Raw genomic sequence first — 19,810 nt, forward strand, 5'->3', positions numbered from 1 at the left:
TCTGCTGCGTTATCGGCTTCTCATGTAGGCCAGCTACACATCGACGCCTCTGCCTTGCATAAAATCCCCACAAACTGCTGCAAAAATCATCACCAAAGGTCAACAGCCCCTGGATTCAGGCTTTTTTGAGCCAACCAACGTACATTTGATTGCACTACTTTTTCTTCTTCACTTTTCCCTGAACCGCTTTAAAGCGCGGATTGGACTTGCAAATCACATAGAGACGTCCACGACGTTTCACCACCTGACAATCTTTGCTTCGGTTCTTTGCACTTTTCAGTGAACTCAATACTTGCATCGTTTACTTCCCTGCCTTCAGGTTTTTGCCACCAAAGCGTTGATTGAATCGCGCCACGCGACCATCTTGCTTCGCCATTTTTTGTTTACCGGTATAGAACGGATGCGAATGCGATGAAACATCCAACGTCACATAGGGATAGGTCTTGCCATCCAACTCCACCGTACGTTTGGTTTGCACTGTCGAACCGACAAGGATGTATTCGTTTGCGCCTGTGTCGTGGAATGCCACAGTTCTGTATTCCGGATGGATACCTGGTTTCATGATAATGCCCTCCAACTCATGATTGCTACGTTATAACATAACATTTAAACTCATCGAGTCAAATACTAATCATTATCATTTGCAAAAGGATTGGTGCGAATGTTTTCAGAGAGGTATGCGAAATCGAGGATACAAAAAAGGCCACGCTGAGTATCTGTGGCCTTTAAAAGTTCTTCTGAAGATAAACCGAATTACGGCGTTTCAGACGCTTCGACTTCGCTGTTTACTTCGATTTCAATGGCGTCTAAATCAGCCATATTTTCCTCGATATCTGCGGCATTTTCACATGCGTAGGCATTTCCGAACATGGTTACTGAAGAAGAGAAACCAAATGGCTGATACAAGTACAAGACGTTCGCGCCTTTGTCTGCCGCTTTAATACGCATTTGGTTCAAGGTTCCCCAAACCATGTCTTTGTCAGCATGCAGCCAATAATCATAAAAATGGCCTTCAGAGCCGATCACTGTGCCTTTGTGTTCGCATCCCTGAATGGCATTTACATCGTCCCAGATGACTTTAACTTGTTCAGATTGTTGAGTTGGAAACGTCACACAACCTGAAAGCAGTGTCGCTGACGCCAGCGCCACACTCAGCATTACCTTTTTCATTCAGAATGAATCTCTCAAAGTTCAAGGGCGCGGAGTGTATCTCCCAGCGAGCGAAAAGCAAACAAAAAAAGCAGACTTTACAGCCTGCTTTTCTAGCTAGCTATTGTTAGTCAGATACAAACGCCAACTGCCATAGGATGAAATGTCTTTTGCACCTTCAATACCCGATGCTTCACAGGTAAATCCCGTCACCCAGGTACCGTCATCCAACTCAACTTTGCCCAACCCCAACGGGCTTGGAATGCCTGCAAGAAAATCACCCACACGGGAGGTCGGCACTTCCCAAAGTTCCATTTCAATGCTCACGCCAGCTTCATTCACGCGAACCATACCGGGGCGCTTTGGGCCTTCCCCTGCCAGCGCATAGAAACGGTAACTCGGCGCACTCCGGCGTTTATCGATAAAGCTCGCGTGACGATCCTTGAGTTGATGGTTCAGCGGCAAACCTTCCATGTGAGCACCGCAAACGGCAATGACCATGGTTTCATCAATCGACTCACCCATAGAAACGGTTTGATTGGCTGTATAAGCTTTGGCAAGGTCCAGCAACTTGGATTCACTGCCTTGGTCAGAAAACAGCGTAATGCCAAACGGCATCTGCTCCGTTTCGTTATCGGCGGGAATCGCAATCGCGGCATAATCCAGAAGGTTCATGAAGTTGGTGTAATAACCAAAGTCCGTATTTTTCTGGATGGGGTCATCAAGCATTTCTTCGATGGTGTAAATCGTCCCCGACGTCGGAACGATAACCGCATCAACGGTTTTCAACTTGGCATCACAGCGCTTTTTCAGGGCTTTCAATTGATACTGAGCATTGAACGCATCCACCGCCGAGAACTTGGCTGCGCTGCCAAGGATCGCCTGGATCGTCGGTTCACACTGCGTTTCATGTTCATCAAAAAAGCCTTCTATGGCGGCATAACGTTCTGCTACCCAAGGCCCCTGATAAAGCAAGGTCGCGGCGTCCAGGAAATCCTGAATGTCCATCTCCACCAGCTCGGCACCATTTGCCGCTAACTTTTCTTTACTCAACTCAAACCGGCGCTGGAAGTCAGCATTACCAAAGAACTCCAAATTCTCTTTCTTAGGTACACCAATCCTGACTGCATCAGAAAGATAAACGATGTCAGCATCAGACTCAGAAAAGTCACGGGCGTAAGCGTCACCCGCATCATACTGCCCGGCGATAGGCAGCAGGTATTCAATGTCTTCGACGCTGTGTGCAAACAAAGTTACGCAATCCAGCGTTCTACAAGCGGGAACCACGCCACGGCAGCTGATCCGTCCAATACTCGCTTTCATGCCTACCAAACGGTTAAAAGCAGCAGGTATCCTGCCTGAACCCGCCGTGTCCGTGCCCAAGGAAAACATGACCTGACCCAGAGCAACGGAAACTGCGCTGCCAGAGCTTGAACCACCAGAAACGTATGCTGGGTCAATACTGTTCTTACAGGCTCCAAATGGACTGCGTGTGCCGTTTAAGCCTGTCGCGAATTGGTCGAGGTTGGTTTTACCCAATGGCACCGCGCCCGCCTCAATTAAGGCCTGTACCACAAACGCGGATTGACCCGGTGTATATGCAAATTCTTTGCAGGCTGCCGTCGTTTGTAATCCCGCTAAATCGATGTTGTCTTTAATGGCAAATGGCACACCATAAAGCGGCTTGTTTTCCGGTTTGTGGTTTCTCAACGCTTTGACGTAGCCATCTAATTGCGCTTCACTGATCAGGCCAATCCAGCAGTTATGCTGGTCGTTTTGCGCTTTTTTCCACTGGGAATAGAGATAATCTGCTGGCGTGATGTCACCTGACTGATAAGCCGCCAACAGTTGTTGAATTGACGTAAATTCCATTTAGATTTGCTCCATGATTAACAGTGTTTGTCCGGCGCGAATTTGCTCACCTTCGCTTTTAGACATTCGGACCACACGCCCTGATTGTGACGCTGTCACTTCAATTTCCATTTTCATTGATTCAACGATAAGCAACGGCTGCCCAACTTTGATGGTATCGCCGGGCTTGGCCAGTAGTTGCCAAACATTCCCTGCCAACTGAGCGGTCACTGGGAACTGACCGGTTTCGAGCACTTCGAGGCTTGTCTCTGCGTTGTCCACGACTTCGGCAACAAAGTTCGCCTGTCCCGTCTCTTCCCAACGCTGACGCTCTGCGTCAAACGCAGCTTGCTGTTGAGTTTTAAACGCACTGATAGACTCACTTTCTTTCGCCAGCATGGCCTCGTATTCAGCGAGACTGAAACGGGTTTCTTCAATGCGAACATCAAACTTGCCACGTGGAAAATCACGGCGGATTTGAGTGAGCTCTTCAGGCGAGACAGGATAGAAGCGAATCTGGTCGAAAAACCTTAATAGCCAAGGCTGAGTAAATGCCTCTGTCTGGTTGTATCGGTTCCACATCTGGAGTGTACGCCCCATTAACTGGTAACCGCCCGGCCCTTCCATGCCATATACACACATGTAAGCACCACCAATACCCACCGCATTTTCAGGCGTCCAGGTGCGCGCTGGGTTGTATTTCGTTGTCACCAGTCGGTGGCGAGGATCCATCGGTGTCGCGACAGGTGCGCCAAGGTAAACATCACCCAAACCCATGACGAGATAACTCGCATCAAACACAATGTCCTGCACCGCTTCTCTGCTTTCCAAACCGTTGATTCGACGGATGAACTCAATATTGTCCGGGCTCCATGGCGCGTCTTTACGCACCACTTCATCGTACTTTTTCATTGCTAACTGGATGGAAGGGTCGTCCCAGGAAAGCGGCAAGTGAACCACCCGGGAAGGCACTTCCAATGTGCTGATGTCGCCGAGGGTTGCCTCTGCTTTTTCGAGCAGCGATAGCATGGCTTCACTGCTGATTTGCAGATTATCGAAGTGCACCTGAAGCGAGCGAATACCAGGAGTCAGCTCTTTAATGGCGGGAATCGCCATTTTTTCCAGCGCCAACATCAATGCGTGAACACGAAAGCGCAGTTTCACATCGAGCATTTGTGGGCCATATTCCACCAGCAGAAAATCTTCTCCACTCGGGCGATACACTACCTGTTCGCCATATTTAGGTGCTGGGATTTCTTTCAATACCGGAGAAGTTCGGGTTGAAGCACATGGCAATGCCAATTCCTTCGAAGACAACATGCCAATCGCCGCTAACTGATGACGCTCCGCGCGCTCGGCATGCTCCAAAGACACGGCCTGAAAACGGATTTTATCTCCCGCCTTCAATTGTCCAAGCTTCCAAAGATCGGCTTTTATCACTGTGGCAGGACAAACAAAGCCGCCCAGACTTGGACCATCTGGCCCGAGAATCACAGGCATATCACCGGTAAAGTCCACTGTGCCGACGGCGTAAGCATTGTCGTGAATGTTAGAAGGATGGAGCCCGGCTTCACCACCGTCTGGTCTCGCCCATTCGGGTTTTGGTCCAATTAAACGCACACCCGTGCGGCTTGAGTTGAAGTGAACTTCCCATTCGGCATCGAAAAACGATTGGATATCGTCATTTGTGAAGAAATCCGGCGCACCGTGCGGGCCATAGATCACGCGCAAGGTATGCGTCATGGAAAGATCCGGTGCTGGCAATGTTTCACCAACGCGCTTTTTATCCAAATGAGTGTTGTTGAGGTGCAGTACGTCTCCTGCCATCAGAGCACGGCCTGCATGCCCGCCAAATTTGCCCAAGGTAAAGGTCGAGCGGCTGCCAAGGTATTCAGGGCAATCAAATCCACCTTTGATTGATAGATACGCCCTCGCCCCTTTGTTTTGAATTGCGCCAAGCGCGACGGTATCGCCTTTCGATATTGCCAGCACAGTAAACATCGGCGCTTCAACGCCATTAATCGTGACGGGCAATTCAGCCCCCGTTACCACCAACTGGGTGTCAGCGTTGAACTTGAGGGTGGGTCCGTTAGCAATGATCTCCAAACCAGAAGCGGTTTCATCGTTGCTCAATAACTGGTTACCTAGACGGAAGCTCAGGCTATCCATGGGGCCAGACGGCGGGATACCGACATGCCAATAGCCACTGCGGCCGGGAAAATCCTGAATGGTAGTTTGGGTGCCGCTGTTTAATACATCGATAGAACGAGGCTGATAATCAAATGACGCCAGACTCGATGTCAGCACTTCTCCCCTTTTCACCAGAGGCTCACGGGAAAGTTGTGCAAGGTAATCAAGGTTTGTTTCGATACCATAAAGAGCGGTTTTTTCCAGCAAGCTGGCGATGCTATCGAGTGCTTGTTCTCTTGAAGGTTCATGCACCATGACTTTGGCAATCATCGGGTCGAAAAATGGGCTGACTTCCACGCCCGCTTCCACCCAAGTGTCAATGCGTACCGTGCCCCCATTCTCGCCCTGACTCACCGCATTACCCTGAGCACCTTCTGGGAAATCTAACTGAGTGATTAAACCGGTAGATGGCAGAAACTGTTTGTTTGGATCTTCGGCATAAAGACGGAATTGAATAGCATGTCCTGCTGGTTTGGCGTCCAGAGCCTCTTGCCAATGATCAGCGTGTTCGCCACAGCCGATTTCTACCATCAGACGAACAATGTCCACGCCAAAGATCAGCTCAGTGACACCATGCTCAACCTGAAGGCGCGTATTCACCTCCAGGAAGTAAAACTGTTGGGTAGATTGGTCGAGGATAAATTCAACCGTACCCGCATTTCGGTAGTTCACCGACGCAGCAAGACGAATAGCTGTTTGTTGTAACTCTTGGCGGGTCTCTTCATTCAGATTAGGAGCCGGCGTCTCTTCCATCACTTTCTGGTTGCGACGCTGTGCAGAACAATCCCGCTCTCCCAACGCGATCACGTTACCTTCACCGTCACCAATCACCTGAACTTCGATGTGGCGGGCTGAGGTAATGAACTTCTCCATGAACAAACCGCTATGGCTGAAGTTGGCTTCACCCAGACGTTTTACTGCCTCAAAGGCATCCTGAAGCTGTTCGGCGTTTTCGCAAAGACGCATGCCGATGCCGCCGCCACCAGCGGTGCTTTTGAGCATGACCGGGTAACCCATTTCTTCTGCTTTGGTAAGCGCTTCTTCCACGCTTTCGAGCAACCCCGTACCCGGCAACAAAGGAACATAGGCACCTTCCGCCAACTCGCGGGCAGTGTGTTTCAAACCAAAGAGATTGATTTGCTCGCTGGTTGGGCCAAGAAAGGCGATATTTTCACGTTCACAAGCCGCCACGAATTCTGGGTTTTCACTTAAAAAGCCATAGCCGGGATGAATCGCTTCGGCACCCGTTTGTTTCGCGATGGTAAGAATTTTGTCGATATCGAGATAGGTTTCAGCGGCACTGCCCTCGCCTAAGCTGTAGGCCTCTGAAGCGTTGAGAGTATGCAGGCTGCCTGCATCGTCTTCGTGGTAAACCGCCACACTTGCGATGCCCATGGCATCAAGCGTTCGAATTATTCTGCAAGCGATGGCGCCACGATTGGCGATAAGAATTTTTTTGAACATAGCATTGTCTTCATCTATCCGGGTCGTCCCGGACAAAGACCTGAGGTGCATTTCCTGCGTGAAGGGTCGTCCCTTACCTCTCCTTGGTAACCTTGTTGTCGCACGTATTACTTAGTGCTCAGCGTTAAGCTGCATCCCACACTGCCACTTCAATTGGCGTTGGGTTATAGGCATTACACGGGTTGTTGAGCTGCGGACAGTTAGAGATCAGCACGATCACGTCCATTTTGGCTTCCAGCTCCACATATTTACCCGGCGCGCTGATACCATCCGCGAAGGTCAGTCCGCCTTCCGCTGTCACTGGCACATTCATAAAGAAGTTCACGTTGTGGCTGATATCTCTTTTGGTCAGGCCATACTCGGGGTTTTCTGTGACTGCCAGCAACCAGGAATCGCGACAAGCGTGCATGCAGCGCTTTTCATGCGCGTAACGCACAGTGTTGCTCTCGGTTGAACAAGCGCCACCCAAGGTGTCGTGGCGACCACAGGTATCCGCGACAATTTCCAGCATCGGGTTATTCAGATTTGATAACAACATTGATCCCGCTGTCAGGTAGGCATTGCCTTGCTCGCGAAGTGTATCCATCGCTGAATAGCGTTCTTCCGTGTTGTTTGCGTTATAAAACAGGGTGTCCGCGGCCTGATTACCTTCAAGATCGGTAATGCGCATGCGCTCACCCTGTTTCATAACTTTGAAGTAGTAATCGCCGGCATCCACAACCTCTTTCAATTTGGCTTCCTGGGTGCAAAGTTGGCTTTCAACAATCATGACTGGCTCCTTATCCCATCAGTTGCGGTTGATATTGGCGGGTGTTGACGAATCCACGGCGGTTTTCATCGCAGTGATTCAAACAAGCATCATCTTCTGTGAGGGGTTCAGCGCGCACCATTTCGACGTCAACGCCCGTTCTCGGATAAGTAGAAGAGGGATTCATCGGATGTGGGCAGGTGCTCAGCAGAACAACCGTGTCCATTTCAAAGCGAAGCTCAATAACATCACCTGCACCGGTGTTTTCGCTATCAAATGCCAGCACACCGTCATCAGTCGTGGAGACTTTGCTAAAGAGGTTCATCGGAGCCGCGACATCACGTAATCCCAATCCAAACTTCGCCATTTCAACCAACATGGCATCGTGGCCGTTTTGCATCCACAGGTTACGGTGATGCTGATAATCGCGATCGCCCCACTTTGTGGTGACGTGTTGGCTGTTGCTGAGGCCGCCAATGCTATCGATCCACCCTGTGTCATCACGGACAATGGAGCAGAAAATACGCCCCATGTCGGAATACACGCAGTTGCCTGCGGTGAGCTTAAACGTGTGCTGGCATTTCAGCGTGTCTGGCAGGTTGATGCGCTCTGACGTATTACGCGGGTTGTACATCAACAAACTTAGGTTTGCGCCGCTGTCTTTCGCGGTAAACCGTAAGCTGTAACCAGCAGGTACTTCCAGCGAGCCATGTTGCCCGCCTTGGTAACTGTGCTTAAACAAGCTATTCAATGTCATTACTTTCTCCTTTACTGTCGAAGCTGGTTTTCGGTGGCTTATGCCACTTCCTTTTGTTCTTTCGCCTGTAATGAAGCGATGATCTCTTCCTGACCTGAGTCATTCAGCGGAATATCAAATGTCACCTGCGACCCATAACGGTCTGGTTCTTGTGGGTCGAATCTTGGCTTATCGAATACCCAAAGACGCGAACCCAGCTTGAAGCCTTCATGAAGGTCGTGGGTGATCATAAAGATGGTCAGGTTTTGCTCCTGCCAAATGTCGTTGATCAGCACATGCATATCTTTCCGAATCCCCGGATCCAGCGCCCCGAAAGGTTCATCAAGTAGCAGAATGCGCGGCTTTTTCATCAACGCTTGCGCAATGGCCAAACGCTGTTGCATCCCGCCTGACATTTCTGCGGGATACTTGTTGGCAGCGTGTGTGAGGCCGAGCCTTTCCAGTTGTGCCATGGCGCGATCTTTCAGCTCGCCCTTGCTGCTTCCCCACACTTTTCCGAGTACTTTCGACATTTCGAATTCGTCAGCCACCATGACGTTTTGCAGAGCCGTCATATGTGGAAACACTGAGTATTTCTGGAACACGATGCCGCGTTCAGGGCCAGGTTCCGAACTCAGAGGCTTTCCATCCAAAAGCAGCTCACCGCGTGAAGGGGCCTGAGTGCCGAGCAACATGTTCAGAAAGGTGGATTTACCACAACCCGAAGTACCAAGGATGCTGATGAAATCCCCCTGCATCACTTTCAGGTTCAAACGTTCAAGTACTACGTGGTCGCCATATTCTTTCCAGACATTTTTGGCTTCGATAATGGGTGTATTTGAGTTGTCCATAATCATTTCCCTCCCTGAGTCGCGTGGAACCACGGGTAGCATTTAGCGGAGAGTTTTTGCAGCAGCCAATCCATCAGGAAGGCAAGAATGGTTATCCAGACGACGTAAGGCAGAATCACATCCATCGCCAGATAGCGGCGGATAAGGAAGATGCGATAGCCAAGACCTTCGGTGGAAGCAATCGCCTCTGCGGCGATCAGGAAGAGCCACGCACTGCCAAGCGTCAACCGCACTGCTTCGATTAGGCGAGGCATGACCTGAGGTAACACGACCCGAACCAGCAAGGTCCATGAGTTCGCACCCAGTGTTTGCGCCTTGATGATTTGCTCGCTCGGAAGGCTTTCTGTTCGAAGCTGCAAATCGCGGATCATCATTGGAGTAATACCAATGACAATCAGCACGACTTTAGAAAGCTCCCCTAAACCAAGCGCAATAAACAGAATGGGAAGAATTGCCATCGGAGGGATCAGAGACATCGCTCTGACCATCGGAGACAATGGCGCCCGCACATAGGGGATCATGCCGTTCGCCACACCCACCACCAGCGCCAACAGCGCACTGATACCAACACCGAGGCATAAACGTTCCAAGCTCGCCCAGGTGTCGACCCAGAGGAGAAACTCTCCGGTTCGACGGCTGGGTTCAAACGCCATACGCTCAATGCCATCGGCAATGCTGGCAAATGAAGGAAGCAGTTTATCGTTAGGGTTTTCTGCCAAGCGGGCATCTGATGCCACCAAATAGGCGGCGATCAGAAGCACAAACGGCAGGCAAGCGAGAACCGAGCGACCAAAAGGCGACGGCTTTAGGTTAATAATTCGCGTCATAAGCCCGCCTTACAGCTCGCCTTTCGCTGCCATATCCATAAAGGTTGGATTGAATCGAAGCAGAACATTGCTGTTGTCACCAAACACACCTGCAGGGGTTTCAATACCGATAAAGCCCGCATCAGGCGCACCTTCACCCAGCAAGCCATGCTTGAATGAGAACTCAGCCACTTTACCCATGGTGTCTTTCAAGGTTTCAGACTCAGTAAAGGTCACTGCATCTGCTGGCTGGTAGAACATTTTGGTTGAATCCAACTGAGCTTTGTAACCGGCCAAATCAGTACCAGAAGATGCCGCCATAAACTCCAGCGCTTTGGTGCCAACTTCGTCGTCCATCTGCATCTGGCTCATGATTTCATACCAAGCACCCGTCAAGGCTTTACCCAGTTCTGGGTTCTGTGCCAGGGTGTCGCTGTTTACCACCAGAAGGTCGATGATTTCACCGGGGATTTGAGAAGAGTCGAAGACTTTTGATGCGTTTGGCATGGAAACAATCTCTGCCAGCAGCGGGTTCCAGGTGGTTACGGAGGTCACATCTTTAGTCGCAAACGCAGATACCAAGTCCGCGTCTGCGGTGTTTACCACAGTCACGTCACGCTCAGACATGCCGACACTTTCAAGCGCTCGCGCCAGCAAGTAGTGCGAGACACTCAGTTCAACCAGATTGACGCGTTGGCCTTTGATATCGGCCAGTTTAGCGGCATCTTTCAGCACGATGCCGTCGTTACCGTTTGAGAAGTCACCGACGATAAGTGCCGTTGAATCAACGCCGCTCGCGGCAGGAATGGTCAGTGCATCCATGTTGGTCATCACTGTCGCATCGAACGCACCTGCGGTGTATTGGTTGATCGACTCGATGTAGTCATTGACCTGAACAACTTCGATTTCTATGCCGTACTTGTCAGCCCATTTCTTGATAATGCCTTCACTGTTGCCGTAATCCCACGGCACCCAACCGACGTAAATAGACCAAGCCAAACGAAACGTCGGCTTGCCTTCAGCGAGAGCTGGGCCTGAGATGAGAGTGAGACATAATGTGGCGGCAAGCGCCAGACGGGTGGAAATTTTGCGAAGAACGGAAGAATACAACTTCATAACTACCTCTACCTTGAGTTTTCACGAATCGACGGCACCAAAGAGATATCAAACGAATCTCCCGGGCTTTTATCCCTCCGTGTGACCTCTTAGTCAGCTTCGTGCTGATTTAGGTGAGGTTGACAACTCTCGGACCAGGCATGCTTTTCCTTGTCAGCATCGGAACCCTAGTTGTCTATTTTCAAATTGTCAGAACGCTTTCGAACGAAACATCTTTGGTGCGTTACTGATGATGTTATAAGCAATGGGCTTGCCAATTTTTTATGTCATTGTATTTAATGATATTTGCTTTCTTTTTCAATTTTCTGCCTGAAGAAACCGAACAGATTGGGTGCAAAATTGCACTGTTTTGATCCACGCAAGGGTCTGCCGACCTTCGGAAATCGCAGGATAAGCAAACCACATATTCGGATGAAACTCGCGGTAGGTGAAAATCTGAGGTTTTAGGATGCCGGTAAAAAAATGTTTCCCTGTCCAATCAACGGAGGAACGATAGGACAGAGAAACCAACAACGACAGCAAGGAGTAAACGTAACGTTTGCAGAAGTTCTGCATGCGCACGCCATACTCTTAATAGCAACCATCTTGCCAACTTTTTAACTGACTGATTTATAGATGATTAGTATTGAAATGGGTTTGTATGGTGAAGAGATATGATCATCGTCGGTGCAGAAGATGCACCGACTTTGCACTTTGATTCTGGAGGGATTTTCGTTGTTTCGCTGAGTTACTTCACGCGCATGATGCAGTGTTCTATATCGCCGACTTTAACGCTGATCGATTGAGACAGCTTGAGGTATTCCAGCTCTTCGAGGACATCATCGGGATAGCCTTGGTCAACCATCCAGTCCATAGGTTCACGGAAAGAATCTTCGGAAACAATCAAAGAGTCATTCAACAATTGATTCTCGCGAATGCTCACAATCCACACTCGCCCGCGATACTCAAAAAAGTCATTGAGTGTGTCGGCGAGAGAGTCATTCACTTTACCCCAAAATGTACCCATCGTATTTGGCTATCCTTCAACTAAACGACTGAAGATTTGTATGTTTCAAACGCTGAGATTAAAGAATATACCGTACGGAATTAGATTCAAACGCTCATTCTCTAGGCGTGGGACATGGCACATAGTTAGGGAAAATCTGCGAAGTTTATCGACATTTTAAAGTAAGGAATGTCGCCTTTATAAAAGCGTTCTCCGGATGGTTTCATCCCGAATTTTCGGTATATCCCCATCGCAGCTTCACGAGCGTCACACCAAAACATCGATACACCACGTGCCTTCATTTCTTTAAACGCTGCATTCAGTACCGAAGACCCAACACCTTGACCTTGATGCTCCGGTAATGCTGCAAATTTTCGCAAGCGCACCACTTCACCATCAAAGAACAAAGACGCCACACAAATCAGACCCTCGTTGACGTAAGCCCCCAGATGAAGGGCTTCATCGTCCCCTTCCGCTTTACAAAACTCAGGTGGTTTGTTGGGCCACAGCACTCTGTGGCGAATGTCGATGGTTTGCTGCCAACTGATGTGTCGAACTTCCATTTCGGCTTCCCAAATCAAGATTTACCAACACCTTACCACGGTAAAGCAGATCATGTGGGTGGAAAGCTAGTGTCCTATCTGATCACCTATTGGCGCGGCATTGTTCTGCTGGCTGCCCAATCCGATATTGACTGCATCATGGCCACCAAATGACTGGAAGGGTCGTAAGCCAAACATGGGCATGATGGCGTAGATATGGTCGAAGATGTCAGCCTGCACGCCTTCATAGAAAACCCAGTCTGTGTTGTTCACAAAAGCATAAATCTGAAGCGGCAAACCTTCCGCAGTGGGTTCCAATTGGCGCACCATACACGTCATGTAGTTGTGAATGTCCTTGTGTGCGCGAAGGTAAACGGCAAGATAGGCGCGAAATACTCCAACGTTAGTCATTTGACGAAGGTTCGCGGCGTGGTGGACATCTTCAAAACTCTCGTTGAATTCTTTGATCTCTTTCACCCGCTCAAACAAAAATTCGCGCAGGATTCGTATTTCTTTTAACGCTTCAATCTCTTCCTCGGTGAGAAAGCGAATGGAAGTCAGATCAACATGCACTGAGCGTTTTATGCGACGGCCACCCGAATCGGACATCCCCTGCCAGTTGATAAATGCGCTCTGTACCAGCGCGTAGGCGGGCAGCATGCTGATGGTGTTATCAAAGTTACGGACTTTCACCGTTGTCAGAGAGATCTCCTCTACCGTGCCGCTTGCTCCATATTCATCCATTTGAATCCAGTCATTCAGGCTAACCATACGGTTAGCGGAAAGCTGAATGCCCGCCACAAAACCCAAGATGGTGTCTTTGAACACCAACATGACAAGGCCTGTCGCTACGCCTAATCCACTGAGGAAAATGATGGGTGATTCGTCCGACAAAATAGAAATACAGATCACGATGCCGACAAAGAAAGTGAATAGCTTGATGAGCTGAACAAAACTTTTGATTGGCATCCGGCGGCTGATGCCTTTTAGGTAGGCAATATCATGTAGGGCATCAAGAAGTGCAAACAGCATCCAGATAAACATGACGATAACGGCAATGCCAAGGCATCGGTCTGACATGGTCGCAAGCAAAGGATGATGGGTCAGAATAGGTGGAACCAAGACATCAAGAATCATTACTGGCACAAGCGCAGCGAGTTTTTCCAATACTTCATGCTTGGTTAGGCTGTTTGCCCAAGATTGCTTGTTTTTGCTGATGGCGTGATTGACGAATTTGACGATAACACGATGGACAACAAGGTAGCTGATGCCCGCAATACCAATGGCAGCCAAGATAAATACCAAGGTAGGTTCGGCGCCGTAAGGGTCCGTATCGAACCCCATTTGTGTCAGTTTGTCGTTTACATACTTGCGAACACCATGATCTAACATCTACCGAACTCCCTTCTCTGACTTGATTGAGCGTATCAGTCAGGTTTCCTGTCCGGTGAGGCAATTTTGATACAGGGCTCAGTAAAGTCCGCAGTCCTTCAAAGGCACTTCCAGTGCGTTTGTTTCGCCTTTGGCTGGTGCTCCAACCATTTCGTCATACGCGCTTTCCTGACGGAGAACCGTTTCTTTCGCTTTCAGATTTTTACAGCACTTTTGAATTTCGATAAGCGAATGGGTTCGTAGGAAGTCACCGTCGTCATAACACACAAAGTGCTCTTCCCCATCAATGATGACAGAGGCCTGATAGAGGCAGAGGTCCAGAGAATGGATAATGAGCTTGTCGATAACGAAGTATTGTTCGAGTTTAGTGAGTGGTGTTTTCATGGCGGCCTCCTGTGATCAACAAAACGTTACGGGAGGCTTTGCTTTCTGGTTCAAAAAAGCCGCTTCGAAAAGCGGCTTTTTAGTTATGCTGATAAGATAAGATTACATTGCGTTGCGGAAAATCTCGCAAATCTCTTCGTGCGTAGCTTGTTTCGGGTTAGTGAAACCACAGGCATCTTTCAGGGCATTATCCGCCAATACTGGGATGTCATCTGCTTTCGCACCCAACACTTCCAGTCCTGCTGGAATACCTACATCTTTTGACAGTTCTTGAATGGCGTTAAGTGCTGCTTCTGCACCTTCTTCTGGTGACAATGCTTCAACGTTCACACCCATCGCTTTTGCTACATCACGCAGACGGCTTGGACAAACCTGCGCATTGTAGCGCTGCACATGCGGCAGCAGAATGGCGTTACATACACCGTGTGGAAGGTCGTAGAAACCACCCAACTGGTGCGCCATGGCATGCACATAGCCCAGAGATGCGTTGTTAAACGCCATACCAGCCATAAACTGCGCGTACGCCATTTGCTCGCGCGCAACCAGGTTCTGACCATCATTTACAGCGGTGCGTAGGTTTGCCTGAATAAGTTCAATCGCTTTAATCGCAACCGCATCAGTAATTGGAGATGCTGCCGTTGAAACATACGCTTCTACCGCATGAGTCAATGCATCCATACCAGTCGCTGCAGTGAGTGACGCAGGTTTTGCCAGCATCAGCTCTGGGTCATTAACAGAAATCAGTGGCGTGGTGTTCTTATCCACAATCGCCATTTTGATGTGACGCGCTTCGTCAGTAATGATGCAGAAACGGGTCATTTCAGACGCCGTACCCGCCGTGGTGTTAATCGCAATCAAAGGCAACTGGGCTTTCGCAGATTGGTCGACACCTTCGTAGTCGCCAATGTTACCGCCGTTGGTTGCTACCAGCGCAATACCTTTTGCACAGTCATGCGGAGAGCCGCCACCAAGAGAAATCACAAAGTCACAGCCGTTTTCTTTCAGAATTGCTAGACCCGCTTCAACGTTACCAATGGTCGGGTTTGGCTGTGTACCATCAAACACCGCAGTTTGCACATCGCGCTCAGCCAGAAGAGCCGCAACTTTTTCTACAACGCCGATTTCGTTCAGCACCTTGTCGGTCACGATAAGACCATTTTTGAAGCCGTGAGACTTAATGGCATCAGCAGCATCTACAAGGCAACCTGCGCCCATCAGGTTAACGGTAGGGATAAAAAATGCGCTCGTCATTGCGATTCTCCTGGAGTTGTTATTTGAATATGTAGGGTGCACGAATACAGATGTATTAACCTTGTGCGTGCCTAATTTTTGTAACACCTCGATTGCGTGCAAGACTTTGATCTAGAACAATTCATTGTCCTATTTTTAATACACGGCATGCTGTAATTTGCGACAGGTCTCGTAATCACCATTTTTGATAAGCTCTGTTACGCACACTAGATCATCTTGTTCATCACAGTTTTTCTGAAAGGCGTGATAGTTTTCCTTCATTCGAATAACACCTAATTCCTTTTCACACAGCCGTTCACCTATCTGATAGCACGTATATTTCATAAAACGCGCGACGAGTTAGCGGGTTATCGTGTCGAAAACCGATGGGACTGCGCTGGTTTAGTCGATAGTCTGAACGATGGGCATTAAGCCCAACAAATCACACAAACCAATAAGAAACGGATGACACAATGAAAGCTACGATCACACTCACTCTCTTAAGTAGCATGCTGCTCAGCCACACCACCTTCGCCAACGACTATGCGTGGGAACAACTCACTATCATGACTGATCCAACAAAAGGGATTGGTGCAAGAAAAGCCGGTTCGGTAGAGGAAAAGAAAACTGCAGACTGGATTGCTTCGGAATGGACGAAACAAGGCTACCAGCCGGAAATGCTGACATTTGATTTCGAGCTTGATAAAAAGAAGCTTCAATCTCAAAACGTACAAATCACCATTCAGGGTGAGTCAGATAAAGTGCTGCTCATCGGCGCGCATTATGACACCAAAGGGGAAGACAAAGGCTCTCTGGGCGCAACCGACAACGGTTCTGGTGTGGTTGCTCTATTGGCTGTTTCAAAAGCACTGGAGGGTAAAACTCTCCCCTATACCCTAAAGCTTGTTGCTTTTGGGGCTGAGGAATACGGATTAAATGGCTCTAAGGCTTACGTTCAGGATAAAAATGCCACCGAAAACATGATTGGTATGATTAACCTCGATACGATTATCGGAGGAGATAAGCTCTACGTTCACAGTGCGCATTCTGAACCTTACAAGTGCGATTACGTTCCTGCGGTTAACTACAACGGGAGTTCGGAGATTCGCACAGCCCTGAAAACTGTTTCCGATAAGTTATTTGGCGATAATGCACATCAACTTCATCCTACATTTGAAGGCTACCCTGAAGGTGAAACAGGCGGTTGGTCTGATCACGCTCCCTTCGCTTGCATTGGCGTACCTATCGCTTATTTGGAAGCCACAAACTTTGCGATTAACGGTGAAGATGGAAATGATGGCTACTCTCAAACAACGCACGGTGATCTCTGGACCTGCTTTAATGAGGCAGAGCTAGCTCCTTGTGACAGAGAAAAAGAAGAAGACTGGGGAAAAATCTGGCACACACGTTTTGACCGGTTGGATGAACTAAACCCTCGCTTTGAAAACCGATTGAAAACACAGCTGGACCAAAACATTCAGGTGCTGACCAACTTCGCTATGCAAGCCAATAACTGGATGTAACCCATAGCAAAACAAAAACAGCGACGCTTTGGCGTCGCTGTTTTTGTTTAAGGCATGAAGACAAGTTAAATGATCTCGTCAATACCACCGGTTCCCGCTCGGCGATCGGCAGATACCCGTCGGTCATAACCTTGGAATTTTCCTCGATTCTTGCGTCGATCACTTCTATCGCGCCTGTCCATGACATAAACGCCATTGACCAGCTTGGTGTCCGCCACAAGAGTCGCCTCTTCAAGTTCTTCGTATGGCAAAATTTTCATGTGTATCGCTCAATGTGGTTTAAAAGACCAATCTACTAACATATTTATTTTCAAACAGACCGACCAGATTTCAACCAAGATCCGTCTTCTGTTATTTCATTTCTCAATTGAGAACGCATGTCTCAAGTGTCATACCTAAATCTTATCAATTCTGTCAGAGTCAGTGACCCAAGCTATTAACGGTAACCGACTAAAAACACGGGGTAGACAAATCAAATACATCCTGAATTTCTTGTCAAAACCCTGACAAATGCCCCGCAAATCCTCGGACATAAACGGTGCTAGATTCCGCGCCAGCAAACACTATCTCGTTTATCAAAGGCATTTTAATGAAACGTTTAGCACTATTTCCTTTACTTGCTCTAGCTTTGACGGCTTGTGGCGGAGGAAGTTCCAACAGTAATGACTCGTCGGTGTCACCAACATCGGTAGAAGGTAAAATAGACGCTGTTAACCACACTCAATCTACCATCAGTGTGAATGGGCGACAGTATCAGGTCTCAGCGCTGAATTATCAGGGACGCACTCTTGAAACCGACGTGCTGGCACCTGAAATGATGGTTGCGCTGAATACCTCAACCCGCGCGCAAGACAGTGCAAACGTGGAACTTGACCCGACGTTCACCGGAAAAATCACAGATATCAGTGGCAGTACCTTCAAAGTTAATGGCGTAGCACTGCAGTTTGATCGCTTATCAAACCGCATCAAGGAAGGCGATTGGGTGATGGTATCGACTTTACCTACTGCAAATGCCGGTTATAAAGTGCTGAGCGTTATTCAGTTTGAATACGATGCAAACGGAATGGTTGAAGCGGAAGGCCGAATCTCAAACGTTGATTTCAACAATAACTCTTTCCAAATTGGCCCATCGTTGAAAGTATGGTTTGACCAAAACCTGATCAATCCATCACACAAACTTCGTGATGGCGCTTGGGTTGAAGTGTTTGGTCGCTTCAATGAATCAGACAGCACCCTGTCTGCTGAAAAGATCAATATCAAAGCATTCAACGGTGTCTTAGGCCGTGGAGAGGTAGAAGGCGTGGTCACTTGGGTTGCCAACGACAAAAGCCGTTTTGAGTTGAACTACCGCGGTATTTTCGACATTCACCCGTCGACCAAGTTTGAGGATGGCACCAAGAACGACCTGCGCCCTGGCGTTGAAATCGAGGTGGAATACGTCAATCAGGCGCACCGCACTATCGCAAAAGAAATTGAGTTTGATGATGATTTTGACTTTGATGTCGACTGGAAAGATTTTGAATTTGAAGTAGAAGGCTACGTCACTGACATCGATGCGGAAGCAGAAGCTTTCACCATCAATGGAAAAACGGTTTCTACTGATGCCAACACCGAATACGAAGACGACTTGACCTTTGATTCACTCCTCGGAGAGAAAGTGGAAGTCGAAGGTATTATCGTTGGCAACAAGTACGTCGCCCGCGAAATTGAACGAGAAGACTGAACATCAACAGAAAGGGTTGGCTAGCGCCAACCCTTTTCGTTTATACCCAATTTTATTTTGGCGTTATTTCCCGTATAAGCCTGTCATGATCAGCTTAAAGCAAAAGTCATCAAACGCATTTTCATAAAGAACGCCGGTACTTTTGCCTTGTGCATCAAATCGAATAAAGAAAACATCATCATCAACTTTTTCATATTCAACTGAATTTTCACGCTCCGTGTAATGGTCAACAACGACAAACTTAGTATTCTGGTTTTTTGCTTTTAGGTAGTCTTTCAGCTTAGCGACCGACTCCAAGCCTTGATTCCTTGGCATAGCAAATTGCTTATCAAAGCCTTTTGCCCAATTGACCCTTTTTTCAGGCTCGTTAATCAAGGTGATGAGATAGCAGCTTGGCTGTTGAGACGCCACCAAGGTACTGAGCCTCTCACAACACCTTTTGAGGTAATCATAATTGGCTTCACTGGCCAAAGGATTGCGGTGATTAAATAAGTCATCATGATACTGAGCGTGTCCCGCAGAACCCTTCCCTCGTTTTGGAACGATCAAATCCCGGTCCAAATACTTACTGAAACTATCTTCTAAGCAATCCAATATGATATCTGGGGAACTGAATACCCAGTCAAATGGATAAGAAGCATCTTTGAGTCCTACTTGCTTGAGATACCATGCGGAGCTGCAATTTTCTCCCAGTGATACGAACTTTGTTTCTCCAGTAGGGTTTCCTATAAACTCAGACAATTCTGCCTTCGCTTTTCCTGCTTGATGAATCGTCTGATAGACCTCCTGGCTAGACCGTGCCGAGGTGAAATCTCTGTCGCTGTCGTCGCCATGGATGAGATTTGCCAGTTGGCTCTTAATTTTACTGAGCACTTATCTCTCCTGAATAGAATAACCTTTGTTTTATTATTGAAACCTCTAATATATCCAAACAACCTGAATTCGAGCATCTTCAGATTGTTTGGGTATAGAGCACTTTCGAAAAGGTCATCTATCGTGACCCTAGATATATCTTAGTGCTTTTTCGTAACGAGAGGATTATACCCAAACAACCTGAAGATTCAGGATTCAGCGAGATTGACTGGCGTTGTGATCGCGGCGTTCCTTTGCAGGTGTAGTC

The 19,810-nt window shown here is 48.3% G+C and carries 19 protein-coding genes and 1 riboswitch; of the genes, 2 read left to right on the top strand and 17 right to left on the bottom strand.

The window, feature by feature from the left end:
• Positions 1-154 precede the first annotated feature (154 nt).
• The 15 genes from ykgO to yiaY all read right to left on the bottom strand — a co-directional run bounded on the left by ykgO (position 155) and on the right by yiaY (position 15,465).
• Entirely contained in the window at positions 155-298 is a 144-nt protein-coding gene (gene ykgO, locus D515_RS23820; RefSeq protein WP_002542461.1) for a type B 50S ribosomal protein L36, read from the bottom strand.
• 3 nt (positions 299-301) lie between these two features.
• Positions 302-562: a type B 50S ribosomal protein L31 gene (locus D515_RS23825; RefSeq protein WP_002542462.1), complete on the bottom strand. Its 261-nt coding sequence runs from the start codon at positions 560-562 to the stop codon at positions 302-304.
• Between the two features lie 191 nt (positions 563-753).
• The gene (locus D515_RS23830) at positions 754-1,170 is read right to left on the bottom strand and encodes a DUF4156 domain-containing protein (RefSeq protein WP_002542463.1); all 417 of its coding nucleotides are present in this window, start codon (positions 1,168-1,170) and stop codon (positions 754-756) included.
• A gap of 96 nt (positions 1,171-1,266) precedes the next feature.
• The gene (atzF, locus tag D515_RS25830; protein WP_002542464.1) at positions 1,267-3,021 is read right to left on the bottom strand and encodes an allophanate hydrolase; all 1,755 of its coding nucleotides are present in this window, start codon (positions 3,019-3,021) and stop codon (positions 1,267-1,269) included.
• Positions 3,022-6,654: an urea carboxylase gene (gene uca, locus D515_RS23840; protein ID WP_002542465.1), complete on the bottom strand. Its 3,633-nt coding sequence runs from the start codon at positions 6,652-6,654 to the stop codon at positions 3,022-3,024.
• A 124-nt stretch (positions 6,655-6,778) separates the two neighbouring features.
• Positions 6,779-7,423: an urea amidolyase associated protein UAAP2 gene (locus D515_RS23845; protein WP_002542466.1), complete on the bottom strand. Its 645-nt coding sequence runs from the start codon at positions 7,421-7,423 to the stop codon at positions 6,779-6,781.
• Positions 7,424-7,433: 10 nt separating this feature from the next.
• A complete protein-coding gene (locus D515_RS23850) occupies positions 7,434-8,159 on the bottom strand; it encodes an urea amidolyase associated protein UAAP1 (RefSeq protein ID WP_002542468.1) in 726 nt (241 codons plus the stop codon).
• A gap of 38 nt (positions 8,160-8,197) precedes the next feature.
• A complete protein-coding gene (locus D515_RS23855) occupies positions 8,198-8,989 on the bottom strand; it encodes an ABC transporter ATP-binding protein (protein WP_002542469.1) in 792 nt (263 codons plus the stop codon).
• Positions 8,990-8,991: 2 nt separating this feature from the next.
• Positions 8,992-9,816, bottom strand: a complete 825-nt coding sequence (locus D515_RS23860; RefSeq protein WP_002542470.1) for an ABC transporter permease — start codon at positions 9,814-9,816, stop codon at positions 8,992-8,994.
• Positions 9,817-9,825: 9 nt separating this feature from the next.
• Positions 9,826-10,911, bottom strand: a complete 1,086-nt coding sequence (locus D515_RS23865) for a putative urea ABC transporter substrate-binding protein (RefSeq protein ID WP_002542471.1) — start codon at positions 10,909-10,911, stop codon at positions 9,826-9,828.
• 56 nt (positions 10,912-10,967) lie between these two features.
• Positions 10,968-11,093: riboswitch (guanidine-I (ykkC/yxkD leader) on the bottom strand.
• A gap of 545 nt (positions 11,094-11,638) precedes the next feature.
• On the bottom strand, positions 11,639-11,917 hold the full coding sequence (locus D515_RS23875) for a hypothetical protein (protein WP_002542472.1): 279 nt from the start codon (positions 11,915-11,917) through the stop codon (positions 11,639-11,641).
• Between the two features lie 125 nt (positions 11,918-12,042).
• Complete coding sequence (locus D515_RS23880) at positions 12,043-12,459, bottom strand: GNAT family N-acetyltransferase (RefSeq protein ID WP_039850632.1); 417 nt, start codon at positions 12,457-12,459, stop codon at positions 12,043-12,045.
• 66 nt (positions 12,460-12,525) lie between these two features.
• Positions 12,526-13,830 (bottom strand): mechanosensitive ion channel family protein, encoded by a 1,305-nt coding sequence (locus tag D515_RS23885; protein WP_002542474.1) that lies wholly within the window; start codon positions 13,828-13,830, stop codon positions 12,526-12,528.
• A 78-nt stretch (positions 13,831-13,908) separates the two neighbouring features.
• Positions 13,909-14,214 (bottom strand): DUF6482 family protein, encoded by a 306-nt coding sequence (locus D515_RS23890; RefSeq protein ID WP_002542475.1) that lies wholly within the window; start codon positions 14,212-14,214, stop codon positions 13,909-13,911.
• Positions 14,215-14,316: 102 nt separating this feature from the next.
• On the bottom strand, positions 14,317-15,465 hold the full coding sequence (yiaY, locus tag D515_RS23895; protein WP_002542476.1) for an L-threonine dehydrogenase: 1,149 nt from the start codon (positions 15,463-15,465) through the stop codon (positions 14,317-14,319).
• Positions 15,466-15,917: 452 nt separating this feature from the next.
• On the opposite strand from yiaY, the gene D515_RS23900 reads away from it, so the two are divergent.
• Positions 15,918-16,967, top strand: a complete 1,050-nt coding sequence (locus D515_RS23900) for a M28 family metallopeptidase (protein WP_039850633.1) — start codon at positions 15,918-15,920, stop codon at positions 16,965-16,967.
• Between the two features lie 65 nt (positions 16,968-17,032).
• On the opposite strand, the gene D515_RS23905 is transcribed toward D515_RS23900, so the two are convergent.
• Complete coding sequence (locus D515_RS23905) at positions 17,033-17,227, bottom strand: hypothetical protein (RefSeq protein ID WP_002542479.1); 195 nt, start codon at positions 17,225-17,227, stop codon at positions 17,033-17,035.
• Positions 17,228-17,556: 329 nt separating this feature from the next.
• On the opposite strand from D515_RS23905, the gene D515_RS23910 reads away from it, so the two are divergent.
• Positions 17,557-18,690 carry a DUF5666 domain-containing protein gene (locus D515_RS23910; protein ID WP_039850634.1) on the top strand — a complete coding sequence of 378 codons (1,134 nt, stop codon included), beginning with the start codon at positions 17,557-17,559 and terminating at the stop codon, positions 18,688-18,690.
• 63 nt (positions 18,691-18,753) lie between these two features.
• Here D515_RS23910 and D515_RS23915 read toward each other — a convergent pair whose 3' ends face one another.
• Positions 18,754-19,563: a DUF1796 family putative cysteine peptidase gene (locus D515_RS23915; RefSeq protein WP_002542481.1), complete on the bottom strand. Its 810-nt coding sequence runs from the start codon at positions 19,561-19,563 to the stop codon at positions 18,754-18,756.
• Positions 19,564-19,810: the final 247 nt, after the last annotated feature.

This window comes from Grimontia indica (assembly GCF_000333895.2).
GTDB classification, from domain to species: Bacteria; Pseudomonadota; Gammaproteobacteria; order Enterobacterales; family Vibrionaceae; genus Enterovibrio; species Enterovibrio indicus.